The following is a 12,873-nucleotide window of genomic DNA, read 5'->3' on the forward strand; positions in this document are numbered from 1 at the left end:
AATTTTCAAAAGGAGAACCTATGACTATTTTTAAAAGTATGGATACGTGCTATAAGTTCTTTAACCGCCAATTAAACGCCGAGTTTTTGAAAGCTGGATATGGCGAGATGACCTTCAATAGTTATCAATATTTAATCGCTATTTATAAATTACATAAGGATGGAGATCGAGCTACGGTTACCGAGATTGCTCATCGATTAAGTGTGAAAAAGTCGTCTGTTGTTGAAATGGTCAAAACGTTGTTAAAGCATCAATATGTGATCAAAAAAGAGAATCTGAACGATAAAAGAAGATTTACACTAGAACTGAGTGATAAAGGGTTCGACATGATGAAGATCGAAGCAGCATTTTCAGAGAAAATGATCCGATTTTTCTATGATCCGCTTGAGCCAGAAGAAGCTGAGAAGTTTGAAAAGATTTTGGGGAAAGTAGCACAGCATTTAGAAGATGAGGTGTTCCAATGATTATTTGGATTAATGGAGCTTACGGTTCTGGCAAATCGACTTGTGCGTATGAGTTGCATCGAAGACTGCCCCATTCATTCGTATATGATCCTGAGAATGTTGGCTATTTTATTCGTAAAAATATACCTATAGCTTTACATAAACCTAATTTCCAAGACCATACGCAGTGGCGTTCGTTTAATTACGATATGCTAAAATATTTATCATCTACATATGAAGGGACGATTATCGCACCTATGACATTGATCGATCCTCGCTATTATGAGGAAATTATTGGTCGTTTAGTGAGAGATGGTGTAGAAGTACATCATTTTATTCTTTATGCAGAAAAGGAAACGATTGAGAAACGACTCAAAAAGCGCTTTGAACGGGGAACATGGACGAGGGAAAGAATTGAGCCGTGTATGTATGCTTTTGACCATATCATTACAGAAGAGAAAATTATAACAGACGATAAAAGTATCGATCAGATCATCGAGGAGATTGCAGATCGAAGTCAGCTTCACTTAATAAAGGATTCTCGAAGTGCATTTCAGAAAAAGATGGATCATTATAAAACTACGCTAAAACAGATACGGTTTTAAATTATTTTTGTCGTCTGGGATATAAGTTCTGCTGTATCCGCTAGAGGAAATATAATGGATGTTTGAGTGTATAAAAATATGCATTGGAGTTAGAAATTAATCCTATACATTGCTTTTTGTTTTGCCATAGCTAATAACTATAACCAGATATACCTTTTCAGCTTACGTCAAGAAAGTCTCCCCGTGTTAAAATAAACAAATCATCATTACACGTGAACAATACCAAGGGGGACTTTAATATGAGTGATAAATTTCAAATCGTAGGTAGTTTGTTGCGACCGGCTGAGTTGTTAGAATATAAAACACAAATCGAGCATCGAGACGATATTCACTATCCGTTCTATCAGGAATTCGATGGATACGAGCAGACCGAAGCGAAGGCAATCAAATCTGTTGTGGAAAAAGAAATCGAAAATGATCTGTCGATCATTACAGATGGCGAATATTCCAAATCGATGTGGCATCTGGACTTTGTCTGGGGCTTTCAAGGGATCGAACGTTATATTGCAGATCATGGATACTTTTTCCGCGATACGGATGGTAGCTCCAAGTATGAGACACGCAAAGATATCGGGCTACGGATTACAGGTGAACTAGGTGGAAAAAACCATCATTTTATCGAAGTATTCAAAAAGCTAAAAGATCATGCAGGCGATCGTGAGACGAAGCTGTGTGTACCGTCTCCATCTCATATTTTCGGTGAATTGTCCTGGTCGGATAATATCGGTGGAACGGATGCGGTTTACCAAAATTCCAAAGAACTCAAAGCGGGTCTAGTGAAAGCTTATACTGAATTTTTGAAAGAATTTGCCGACGCTGGTGGTAAAATCCTGCAATTTGACGATTGCTTATGGGAACTATTTGCCGATGATAACCCGAACTCTCCTTACACTGGCGAGCATATCAACCAAGAAGAAGTACAGGCGCTTGCGACTGAATTTATCGATATTAGCAATACTGTTATCGACTATGGTCACAGTTTGGGACTGAAAATGTGGACACATAACTGCCGTGGTAACTACGATTCTCGCAACATGGGTGGCGGATCGTATGTGAAGATTGCGAATCTGTTCTTAAAGCAATTGAAATATGATCGCTTTTTCTTAGAGTGGGATGACGAGCGTGCAGGTTCACTTGAAGCGCTTGCTGTGTTCAAAGACAAGCCAAATACTGAGGTTGTCTTGGGCTTACTATCTTCCAAAACAAGTACGTTAGATGATGAAGAACGTGTTCTTCGACTGTTGGATGAAGCGTCTACGATTATTGATAAAGATCGTTTGTTACTTTCCCATCAATGCGGATTTGCTTCTTGCGATGGTGGTAATGAATTGACTGAAGCAGAGCAGTGGAAAAAAATCAATCAAGGGCAGAAGATTGCTGAGCAGTATTGGGCGAAGTAAATTTCTACTTAATAATAAACGATACAGATTATGATATTACTCTATTATAGTAAAAGAGAAGCCATTCATTATATTTTAATGAGTGGCTTTTTGATATTGACTATGATATCCTCTACTCAAAGTTATAACAGTTATAACTTTGTAACTTCAAAGATTAAATAAATAGAGGTGATTACGGTGAACAAAATTATAAAACTAAATCAAAAAACGTCAGATCATAAAGTATATTCTCGTAAAATTGGTCGGATGGGAAATAGTCTTGGAGTTAGCTTTCCAAAGTTGCTTGCTGAGAAGTTAGATATTTCTCAAGGAGATGAAATTGAGTTTATTGAAAATGATGATGGTGAGATTATATTAAGAAAGGTTCGTCAAATAGAGCTTCCTGAACATGTTCGCCCTGAAGTGTTAGAAGCGTTTTATGATGTATTTGAGGAAGATCGTGCGATATTTGATGATTTGAAGGACAGATAATATGACTCTGTTTTTAACCAAAGAAGAAGTCATTGCTGCTCATTATTACATGATGAGACAAATGAACGATGTGGATCAGGCAGGAATCAAAGATCATACCTTGCTTGATTCTGCTATACATAGACCCGTGCAGAGCTTATTTGGGGAAGATGCGTATCCTAGTTTGTTTGATAAAGCGGGAGCGTTATTAGAATCTCTTGTTAAAAACCATTGTTTTCATAACGGCAATAAACGTACAGCTTACTTAGTGGTGAAATCTTTTTTAATGATTAATGGTTATCATTTGAGAATGGAACGTGTATTTGCTGTTGAATTTATTGTAGATATTGCGAAAGGGAATAGTTCTTTTGAGCAAATTGTCACTATACTTTATGAGCATTCTGTATCCAAATAGTGTTTTATTGAAATTGTGAAAATAAATATAAAAACAAACGTATCTCGACCTAGTATAGATATTTCAGTTTAAATATGATAGCGTTTTCTCTAGCTAGTATTACATATATCTGTCTCGTTGAAAGAGCTCTTGATCAACTTTTCAAGCACTATAAATAAAACAATAGAACGGAGCCAAAGCCCATGACCAACCTATCTCTTGAAATCCAAAACGCTACAGACAAAGTCTTAGCTTCTCATACCGACACCAATCAAGTACATCTTGTCTACACCCAAGCGTACCAACCCGAAGATATCATTGTCCTCAAATGCTCTAACTCCAATACATACCTCATGATCCAACTGGAGGACTCGATGGGTGAAGCTTTTGTTTATTTTACAGGTGAAGAATACCGATATTCTATCCCTTTTGCTGAAAAAAGAACCTCATACTCACCGAAATCTTTTACAGGCGAAATGCATCTATTAACTGCACGTCTAGCAACAAATGAAGAGATACAGTCTTATCGAAATTTAGCCTATAACCCGTATGACCAACACATCAATGAAGTCTGCTATCCACATGCATCGGCAAATGTAGAGACGCGTGGGGAAGCGGTTTTTGCAGCGCGCAATGCGATCAATGGGAATCGTGCCAATCATTCGCATGGAGAATGGCCTTATGAATCTTGGGGGATTAATCAGCGTGCAGATGCGGCGATTACGATTCATTTTGGACGTAACGTATTGATCGATCAGGTGGTACTGACGTTACGAGCAGATTTTCCGCATGATAATTATTGGGAACGTGTGACATTAACTTATTCGGATGGAAGTTCAGAACAAGTGAATCTGGTCAAAACACATCAACCGCAAACGATCTCTATTGAAAAAAGAACAGTGGACTGGGTCACATTGAGCGAGTTAATCCAATCCGATGATCCTTCTCCTTTTCCAGCTTTGACTCAGTTTGAAGTGTATGGTCGGGAAGCTTGATGAAAAAGTGATGTTCTCTTTAGAACGCAAAAATTATTTTAGATTATGATATAATAAATAGAATAAATAGCTTATTTTTAGAGGAGGAAAATCTTATGCTACTTAGTAGAGAGCAACTTCAACAAGCCTTCCAACAAGCCAACATAAATGTGCGTTTAAAAGCGAAAGAAGCAGGAGCTTCTATTTATTATATAAAAAATAATAAACGTCTCCGTGAAGATGCTAGCGGACAAAAATATGAGATTGTTTATAGTGAATCAGGAGAGCGTAAAGAGTATGAATATCACGAGTGAATTGAAGCCAGTGATGACTATTTTTGCTGGAACCAATGGTGCAGGTAAAAGTACGCTGAGTTCACAACTTAAAGATTGGATAGGTATAATTGTTGATCCCGATCAAATTGCTAAACGATTAAGTCCTGAAGATCCAAGAAGCGCAGATCTATCAGCAGGAAGAGAAGCAGTTAAACAAATACGAGCATTAATCCAAAATAAGCAGAATTTTGCTGTAGAGACTACACTATCAGGGACATTCTTTTTAAGACATATGCAAATTGCTAAAGAATATGGATACCATATTGTGATGTATTATATAGGTCTTCAAGATGTGCAAATGCATATCGATCGTGTAGCTTCTCGTGTAGAACAAGGTGGGCATTGGATTGCAGAAGAAGATATACGTTGGAGATATGGACAATCCCTTTATAATCTAAAACCTGCTTTAGCTATAGCAGATCAGGTCATTATTATAGATAATACATATGAGCTTTCTATTATTGCTGAAATAGAAAAAAATAAGATGATTTATTGTATAGCGGAAATTCCAGAATGGTCTTATGATACATTAGCTTTGTTCAAAGAGTATTAACTCTTGAGCATCGCTATTTTTTGCTTTTACACACGATGAAGTACATAATATAGACAGACGTATGAAAACAGGAGGCGATAGATTTGAGTACATCTACAATAGGTGTTCCATTGAAAGGTTTTGCAGAATTCAGTCGTAAAGTAGCTGCGGAAGGCGCCGTATTATTGAAAAATGATGATCAAGTTCTTCCGATTCAGAAAAAAGAAAGCGTTTCAATATTTGGACGCACACAGGTGAATTATTATCGCAGTGGGACAGGCTCAGGTGGTAGTGTACATGTAGCGTATACGACTAACCTTTTAGATGGATTGCGTAGCAAAGCAGACATTACTGTTAACGAACAACTGGCTTCGGTGTATGAGAAATGGATCGAGGAAAATCCGTTTGATAACGGTGGCGGTGGTTGGGCAGCAGAACCGTGGTTCCAGAAAGAAATGCCGTTAACCAATGAATTGGTAGCTGAAGCGCGCAAACATTCAGATAAAGCAGTTATGATTATCGGGCGTACTGCTGGTGAAGATCAGGATAATGCAGATGAACCGGGAAGTTATAAGTTGACGTTAGAGGAAAAATCCATGTTGCAACATGTAACTACTCATTTTGACAAAACCGTTGTGATCTTAAATGTATCCAATATTGTAGATATGAGCTGGATCAATGATACAGGATACATACACCCGATTAGCAGTGTAATCTACGCATGGCATGGCGGCATGGAAGGCGGTAATGCGATTGCAGATGTGCTTGTCGGCGAAGTGACACCGAGCGGGAAGCTAACCGATACTATCGCTTACTCGATTGCGGATTATCCATCTACACGCAATTATGGTAATGAATTTAAAAGTATTTATGAAGAAGATATTTATGTAGGTTATCGCTATTTTGAGACATTTTGTCCGGATAAAGTACAATTCGAATTTGGATATGGATTGTCTTATACGAACTTCACTATAGATCCTCAAGAAGCGAAAGTGATCTCCCGAGATGGAGCAGACCATATTGAGATTAATGTAAATGTGAAAAATAGCGGTTCTACGTTTGCAGGTAAAGAAGTGGTTCAAGTCTATGTCGAAGCACCGCAAGGCGAGCTTGGACAACCGACTAAAGTATTAGCGGCTTTTGCCAAAACCAAAGTATTACAACCGGGAGAAACTGAAACGTTAACGATTACGTTCCCTATGCATTCACTCGCTTCTTATGATGATAGTGGTGTTACCGGGTATCCGTCCGCATATGTGCTGGAACAGGGTACGTATATTTTTCATGTAGGAACCAGTGTGAAAAAGGTACAACCTGTACAGGTCGAAGGACAAAACGGTTATGTATTGGAGCAACTGCAAGTGGTTGAGCAATTAGCAGAAGCGATGGCTCCACTAGAAAGCTTTTACCGTTTCAAACCTGGTGCTCGCAAAGAGGACGGTTCGTATGAACTGAGTTCGGTTGAAGTGCCTACCCGTCAGATTTCGTTAAAAAATCGGATTCAGCAGAATCTACCAGAACCTTTGCCACAGACAGGTGACAAAGGACACAAACTCAAAGATGTTGCAGATGGCAAAGTCAGTATTCAAGACTTTGTATCTCAGTTAAATGATGAAGATTTGGCTGCTCTGGTACGTGGCGAAGGGATGAGTAGTCCGCTCGTAACGTCGGGTACAGCATCTGCTTTTGGCGGCGTGAGCGATAGTCTATTTGGTTACGGAATTCCAGTAGCTTGTACAGCAGATGGCCCGTCTGGTATTCGTATGGATAGCGGAGAGCAGTCTACTCAAGTGTCGATTGGAACACTACTGGCGGCAACATGGAATAGTGAACTGGTGGAAGAATTGTATGTGCTGGAAGGTCAGGAAATGCTGATTAACCATATTGACGCATTGCTTGGGCCGGGACTGAATATTCGCCGTAGTCCGTTAAATGGACGTAATTTTGAGTATTTTTCAGAAGATCCGTTGATCTCAGGTGTATTCGCAGCTGCTTGTACACGAGGCATTATGAAAGGCGGTTCCAATGCAACACTGAAGCATTTCGCTTGTAATAATCAGGAGAAGCATCGTAGCAAAGTCGATGCTGTCGTGTCTGAACGCGCACTTCGTCAGATTTATCTCAAAGGATTCGAGATTGCTGTGAAGCAAGGTGGCGCAAACTCGGTCATGACTTCATACAATCCGATTAATAGTCACTGGGCGGCTTCTAACTATGATCTGAATACAACCATTTTACGTGGTGAATGGGGCTTCAACGGTATTGTGATGACTGACTGGTGGGCGATTATGAATGATCCAGCAGACGCAGGGCCGGCTGATCGTAAACATATGCATGCAATGGTACGTGCGCAAAATGATCTATACATGGTTGTGCCTAACTATGGTGCAGAGACCAATGCATGGGGCGATAATATTATCGAATCATTGGCAAATGGAGCTTTAACTGTCGGTGAGTTACAACGTTGTGCGATCAATATTTGTGAATTTATTATGCAAGCGCCTGTATTTGGGCGCAAAGAAGCGTTTGTTGAAAGTGTAGATGTTTTTAAAGGAAATGCTAATCTATCCGCAGAACAAGCGCAAAAAGTGAAGCCAAACCAACCGATTCCACTGGATACGAATGAATCGACATTTATCGAAGTCAAAGAAGCCGGTATGTACCGATTGTTCGCTTACGTGATGTCACCTGAAAATGATCTAGCGCAAAGTGCTTGTAACTTAACGTTTAATGATCAGTTAGTGACGACGATCCAGACCAATGGTACAGAAGGCAAATGGATCACGCAGAAGTTAGTCAAAGTGGAATTAGAAGCAGGCGTATACGAATTGAAGTTTGAATTTGTGAAGCCGGGCATCGAAGTGAAGCATCTGGAATTAAGAAAAGTATAAATATTTCATTTAATTTCAAAAGGAAGAAAGCCACTAGTTGCATGTAGACTAGTGGCTTTTTGTTCTTTCATGCTATTTTTTGGTGACTGTAACCACATGATTAAAAAATAAATACTACAAAATATAAGCACATAGAAATTTAAAAAGAAACAGAATAATTCTTAATCATGTCAACAATTTCCTCAAAAGTGTACATATGATTAACCATGTTTACTGTGAAATCTGTAGCTTGTTTGGGTTCCATTTTAAAATGGTAGCCGTTGTAATGTAGAAAAATAACGAGAGCAGTGAAGGCTGTTCTTTTGTTTGCATGTTGAAAAGCATGATTTTCACCAAGAGATTGAAATAAAGCAGTCGCTTTTTCAAAAATAGAGGGGGATGCTTCTTCGAAGGCTGAAGATTGAGGACGAAGAAGAGCAGATTCCAATAGACTGTTACTTTTAATACCGATTTGCTCCCCGAGACTATACTTCTGGATAACCGCAATATTGATAGCGACAACTTCTGCTACAGAAAGATAACGAATAGCATCCATTATCTATCTTTCAATTCTTTGAGAGTCGTATCGTATTGCCCCATAACTTGCGAAAGGGTATCTAAAAAATCTGGGCTGATGCCAGCAGGTAAATCTACTTTTTGCACTTTTTTGATCACAATTTCTTCGCTATTTTCTTTAATATTGACCTCTACTTTATCTCCAGCTTCTAATCCGAGTTGTTTAAATGCTTCTGTCATCGTTAAACCTAAGCTGTTGCCAAACTTAGAAACTTTACGTTCTAAGTGTAATGATTTACTCATATCATCAATTCCTCCTGTAAAATAATTATACTGTTATAACAATTATACATCACTTAAAAGCGCTTGTTAACATAAAAATATTTTCTTCTGCTATCTATTTTCCAACGATTACAAAATTAAGCATTGAAAAGTATAACCATAGTAGAGTAATATGACTATATAATATGCAATTATATTAATTTATTAATATTTTTATTAACTATAGATAGAGATAGGAGAATAGCAATGACTCAATTACACGATAAGTTAGTTGTACAATATAAGTTTGATAACGTAGAACATATCGCTCAAGATTCTTCAGGAAAAGCAAATGATGGGATCGTTGCAGGCACGACCAAGCCTGTGATTGCTGAAGTGTATGGTAGAAATGCAGTTACGTTTGCAGGTGGACAAAATGGTAGTTCATTTATCCAACTTCCTGTTGATGCACTGCAAAATGTAAGCGATAACAATGGAATAACAGTTACGACATGGGTGAATTTGGGGATGGGCGTGAGTATCTGGGAGCGTCTTTTTGATTTTGGTAATGGAGAAGGAAGTCCATCTTTATTTATGACACGCCAGATGCGTGGAACATTAACAGCAGATGGGGATTTAGCGATTGATCCGGGCAAAGGATTTGTACGGGATGAATGGATGCATGTAGCTCTATCTGTCAAAGGAACCGAAGGTGGCACACTGAGTAGTGCAGGGCCTGTCGTCTACGTAAATGGTGAAGTGCTTGCAGATGGGTCAATTAGCCAGACATCTAGCGGGAATTATGCACGTCTGCGCCACTGGTTCAAAGCCTTTGCAGAACAGACTAGCAAAGAAGCCAATTATATCGGACGTTCTCAATTTGTAGCCGATGACGATTTTGTCGGCTCGTTATCTGATTTCCGTATATACGAAGCAGGATTATCTGCGGACGAGATTATAGAAGTGATGTGCGATTCGTTAACCGATGAAGAGATTATTCGATTAGCACGTGATAAATATCTTTCATTTCCAACAACGATTATTACCAAAGATATCTTATTACCACAGCAATTAATGGGTGGGCGTGTCAATGTAGCATGGACATCTAATCAACCGAAATGGTTATCTGATCAAGGACAGATCGGAGACGTGACCGAGCCACAAGCGGTGACTTTGACCGCAGTGCTTACTAGAGGCACAACTACGCTGGAGAAAAGTTACCATGTGTCTGTACTTCCTGCACATGTACCACCATATACGCTTACGATTCATGGCGACCGGGAAGTATTGGACGTGAGCGAAGTGATGTATGGCTTATTTTATGAAGATATCAACAATGCGGCAGACGGTGGTATCTATGCGGAGCTGGTGCAGAACCGTTCGTTTGAATCGTTTGCATTTGATACATATTCTCATGCTTCTGGAGAATGTGGATGTTCTACAGGGCGTAATCGTGAGCCGTTATTTGCATGGTTCGGCGATACAGAGCAGATGACTCCACAATCCAGTGGAGGGTTAAATGAACACTTTGGTGTACAAGATCCAGAAGTGAATTCGTATTATGTAACAGTAGCCGATGAAGCGACTATTTATAACCGCGGATTTGGGGATACGAATCATAACTGTGCGATGGCGATCCGTACAGGAGCGCAGTATGATTTCACGATCTGGGCAAAATCTGAATCTGCCGGTAGTATCACGATCCAGTTACAGTCTGCTGAACATGACAGTCTTAGCGAACCAATCACCATTCTGATTGAAGGCAATCACACATGGAAAAAGTATGGTGTAGAGACTCCGATTACATTGACAGGAATAGCGAATGGATTTGGACAATTAGCACTGACTTTTGACGGAGATATCTCGATTGATATGGTGTCGTTAATGCCTCGTGATGTATGGGGAGCGACAGAAGAAGTGTCTTCGTCTTCTGCTCATAGTAATTATACAGGCAATCCGAATTACCGTTTGCGCAAAGATCTGGTCAATGCACTGGTCGATATGCATCCCAAGTTTTTACGTTTTCCAGGAGGCTGTATCTCAGAAGGTTCGTTTATCTGGGAAAATGTATACGATTGGAAAGACTCGATCGGAGATATCGAATTACGCAAAGAAAACTTTAACGTCTGGGGCTATATGATGACGATGGGTCTGGGTTATATGGAATATTTCCAATTAGCCGAAGACTTGAATGCTCTTCCACTTCCTGTGATGGCATGTGGAGTATTGTGTCAGGCACGCTCGGATTATGCACATCCAGCAGGTGGGGAATTACGGGATTACTTTATTAAGAACTTTACCGATCTGATCGACTTTGCGATTAGTACTGATTTTGAACATAACGAATGGGCAGCGATGCGTCGTCATATGGGGCATGAAGCACCATTTGATCTGCGTTACTTAGGCGTTGGAAATGAAAACTGGGGCGTAGAATTTTTTGCTAATTTTGAAGTGTTCAAAGTATCGATTGATCAATATATGGAGAAACATTATCCTGATCATGAACTGCATATCATCTCAACAGTGGGTGCACAGGCAGACGATGATGCGTATCAACAAGGATGGAAATTTTTGAGTGGAAATATGGAAGGATCGGCAGAAGTAGCTTTTGCAGACGGACAGAAAGTGATCGAAGAAACAGTCACATGGTACAAAGACCAATCTAACTATATGGATACGATTGCGGATGAACATTATTACCGTTCGAATGAATATTTGCTAAGTAATGCAGATCGGTATAACTACTACTATAGAGCGTATCAGCCAGATGGCAGTATCGACTGGCAACAATCGTCCAAAGTATTTGTCGGTGAATATGCATCTACTGATAAAAATACATTAGCAGGAGCGGTAGCCGAAGCCGCTGTAATTACAGGATTTGAAAATAATGCAGATGTAGTGCGTCTCGCCGCTTATGCTCCACTATTTAACAAAGTATTAACCGATGGAACTTATCGCTGGACTCCAGATTGTATCTGGTTCGATGATGAAAGTGTCTGGTTTACACCGAACTATTATGTACAGCATTTATATGCAAAATATCTGGGAAATAAAGTACTTGATACTTCCTTCTCCACTTATAAAAATGGTAAATCGATGGAACTTATTCCTCGTGGCGGAATTGAGATTGCAACAGGAAATGGAGAAGTGATCATCAGCCATGTCAAAGTCACATCTAATCGGGATCGTTCAGTACTGTTAGAGCAAGATTTCACACAACCACTCCAATCGATCTGGCAAGAAATTCCGGGTTCTGTTGGTTATACGATCGATCCAGTGCAAGGGTTAGTATTGCACGCTCAAGCCAGTGGCTTAAATGGTCTCTATGTACTGAACGAGGAATGGACAGATTACACAGTGGAGGTGATTGCTTCTAGAGTATCCGGTACAGATGGTTTTTACGTAGGTGCAGGTCTGACCGATATCTCTGCGGAGAACAAAGACGTGATCGAATATGCGATTGGTTATGGCGGTCAGGCTACAGGTGTCAAAGTGCATAAGCAAGGTGTCGAAAGCTATACACTGGGCGATTATTCCACCAGTACAGCAGCAGGTAATCTAAGAGCAGCAAGCTATGAAGCTATTACCGATCATACACCGTATACCATCACTGTTAATTACGGGGGAGATACTGGCAATCGTCTTATCTGCTCCTACACGAACGGTCAGACGGCAAGTAAAGTACTGGATTACAAATTAGAAGCTTACAATCGTGAAGTATTCCATTCGGTTACCAAAGACGAGCATCATGTCTATATCAAATTAGTTAATGCAGATGATGCAGACAAAGCAACACGTATTGATCTGCAAGCATTTACCGTATCCCAGACAGCCAAATGGATTACATTAACAGGGGATGCTGAACTGGTACATGTTCCCAATGTGAACAAAAAGAACGACGAGAAAGTAGTTCCTCAAGAGCAACAAGTACAGATCGATAATCAGTCATTGGTTGTCGTATTACCTGCCAATTCAGTCAATGTACTTGTACTTGATGTACAGTCATAATTCATTGTTATTGATTGCTTATTAATAGTATGACAGAGCGGGTTAATCATATCCGCTCTGATCTTTATAATGCGGAAGGGGCATA

The 12,873-nt window shown here is 39.7% G+C and carries 12 protein-coding genes; 10 read left to right on the forward strand and 2 right to left on the reverse strand.

The window, feature by feature from the left end:
* Positions 1-20: 20 nt before the first annotated feature.
* The 9 genes from PQ456_RS00805 (at position 21) to PQ456_RS00845 (ending at position 8,024) form a co-directional block, all read left to right on the forward strand.
* A complete protein-coding gene (locus PQ456_RS00805) occupies positions 21-464 on the forward strand; it encodes a MarR family winged helix-turn-helix transcriptional regulator (RefSeq protein WP_273614403.1) in 444 nt (147 codons plus the stop codon).
* A complete protein-coding gene (locus PQ456_RS00810) occupies positions 461-1,048 on the forward strand; it encodes an AAA family ATPase (protein WP_273614404.1) in 588 nt (195 codons plus the stop codon). The genes PQ456_RS00805 and PQ456_RS00810 overlap by 4 nt, the downstream gene beginning before the upstream one ends.
* 239 nt (positions 1,049-1,287) lie before the next feature.
* Positions 1,288-2,448, forward strand: coding sequence for a uroporphyrinogen decarboxylase/cobalamine-independent methonine synthase family protein (locus PQ456_RS00815; protein ID WP_273614405.1), 1,161 nt, complete (start codon positions 1,288-1,290; stop codon positions 2,446-2,448).
* Positions 2,449-2,625: 177 nt separating this feature from the next.
* Positions 2,626-2,919, forward strand: coding sequence for an AbrB/MazE/SpoVT family DNA-binding domain-containing protein (locus tag PQ456_RS00820; protein ID WP_273614406.1), 294 nt, complete (start codon positions 2,626-2,628; stop codon positions 2,917-2,919).
* A 1-nt stretch (position 2,920) separates the two neighbouring features.
* A complete protein-coding gene (locus tag PQ456_RS00825; protein ID WP_273614407.1) occupies positions 2,921-3,313 on the forward strand; it encodes a type II toxin-antitoxin system death-on-curing family toxin in 393 nt (130 codons plus the stop codon).
* 182 nt (positions 3,314-3,495) lie between these two features.
* Positions 3,496-4,287, forward strand: coding sequence for a carbohydrate-binding protein (locus tag PQ456_RS00830; RefSeq protein ID WP_273614408.1), 792 nt, complete (start codon positions 3,496-3,498; stop codon positions 4,285-4,287).
* A gap of 95 nt (positions 4,288-4,382) precedes the next feature.
* Entirely contained in the window at positions 4,383-4,580 is a 198-nt protein-coding gene (locus tag PQ456_RS00835; RefSeq protein WP_273614409.1) for a hypothetical protein, read from the forward strand.
* Positions 4,564-5,154: an ATPase gene (locus tag PQ456_RS00840; protein WP_273614410.1), complete on the forward strand. Its 591-nt coding sequence runs from the start codon at positions 4,564-4,566 to the stop codon at positions 5,152-5,154. Before PQ456_RS00835 ends, PQ456_RS00840 begins: the two co-directional genes overlap by 17 nt.
* 83 nt (positions 5,155-5,237) lie before the next feature.
* Positions 5,238-8,024, forward strand: coding sequence for a glycoside hydrolase family 3 C-terminal domain-containing protein (locus PQ456_RS00845; RefSeq protein WP_273614411.1), 2,787 nt, complete (start codon positions 5,238-5,240; stop codon positions 8,022-8,024).
* 139 nt (positions 8,025-8,163) lie between these two features.
* Here PQ456_RS00845 and PQ456_RS00850 read toward each other — a convergent pair whose 3' ends face one another.
* Both PQ456_RS00850 and PQ456_RS00855 read right to left on the reverse strand, forming a co-directional pair.
* On the reverse strand, positions 8,164-8,559 hold the full coding sequence (locus PQ456_RS00850) for a type II toxin-antitoxin system death-on-curing family toxin (RefSeq protein WP_273614412.1): 396 nt from the start codon (positions 8,557-8,559) through the stop codon (positions 8,164-8,166).
* Positions 8,559-8,822, reverse strand: coding sequence for an AbrB/MazE/SpoVT family DNA-binding domain-containing protein (locus PQ456_RS00855; RefSeq protein ID WP_273614413.1), 264 nt, complete (start codon positions 8,820-8,822; stop codon positions 8,559-8,561). Before PQ456_RS00855 ends, PQ456_RS00850 begins: the two co-directional genes overlap by 1 nt.
* Positions 8,823-9,047: 225 nt before the next feature.
* Here PQ456_RS00855 and PQ456_RS00860 point away from each other — a divergent pair, with 225 nt between their 5' ends.
* On the forward strand, positions 9,048-12,788 hold the full coding sequence (locus tag PQ456_RS00860; protein WP_273614414.1) for an alpha-L-arabinofuranosidase C-terminal domain-containing protein: 3,741 nt from the start codon (positions 9,048-9,050) through the stop codon (positions 12,786-12,788).
* The last annotated feature ends 85 nt before the right edge of the window (positions 12,789-12,873 follow it).

Source organism: Paenibacillus kyungheensis (assembly GCF_028606985.1).
Taxonomy (GTDB): domain Bacteria; phylum Bacillota; class Bacilli; order Paenibacillales; family Paenibacillaceae; genus Saccharibacillus; species Saccharibacillus kyungheensis.

What these genes read in the sequence shown, in the direction of transcription:
- PQ456_RS00805 (WP_273614403.1), top strand. Translation starts at nt 21, where the DNA reads ATGACTATTTTTAAAAGTATGGATACGTGCTATAAGTTCTTTAACCGC.
- PQ456_RS00830 (WP_273614408.1), top strand. Translation starts at nt 3,496, where the DNA reads ATGACCAACCTATCTCTTGAAATCCAAAACGCTACAGACAAAGTCTTA.
- PQ456_RS00855 (WP_273614413.1), bottom strand. Translation starts at nt 8,822, where the DNA reads ATGAGTAAATCATTACACTTAGAACGTAAAGTTTCTAAGTTTGGCAAC.
- PQ456_RS00835 (WP_273614409.1), top strand. Translation starts at nt 4,383, where the DNA reads ATGCTACTTAGTAGAGAGCAACTTCAACAAGCCTTCCAACAAGCCAAC.
- PQ456_RS00815 (WP_273614405.1), top strand. Translation starts at nt 1,288, where the DNA reads ATGAGTGATAAATTTCAAATCGTAGGTAGTTTGTTGCGACCGGCTGAG.
- PQ456_RS00860 (WP_273614414.1), top strand. Translation starts at nt 9,048, where the DNA reads ATGACTCAATTACACGATAAGTTAGTTGTACAATATAAGTTTGATAAC.
- PQ456_RS00810 (WP_273614404.1), top strand. Translation starts at nt 461, where the DNA reads ATGATTATTTGGATTAATGGAGCTTACGGTTCTGGCAAATCGACTTGT.
- PQ456_RS00840 (WP_273614410.1), top strand. Translation starts at nt 4,564, where the DNA reads ATGAATATCACGAGTGAATTGAAGCCAGTGATGACTATTTTTGCTGGA.
- PQ456_RS00825 (WP_273614407.1), top strand. Translation starts at nt 2,921, where the DNA reads ATGACTCTGTTTTTAACCAAAGAAGAAGTCATTGCTGCTCATTATTAC.
- PQ456_RS00850 (WP_273614412.1), bottom strand. Translation starts at nt 8,559, where the DNA reads ATGGATGCTATTCGTTATCTTTCTGTAGCAGAAGTTGTCGCTATCAAT.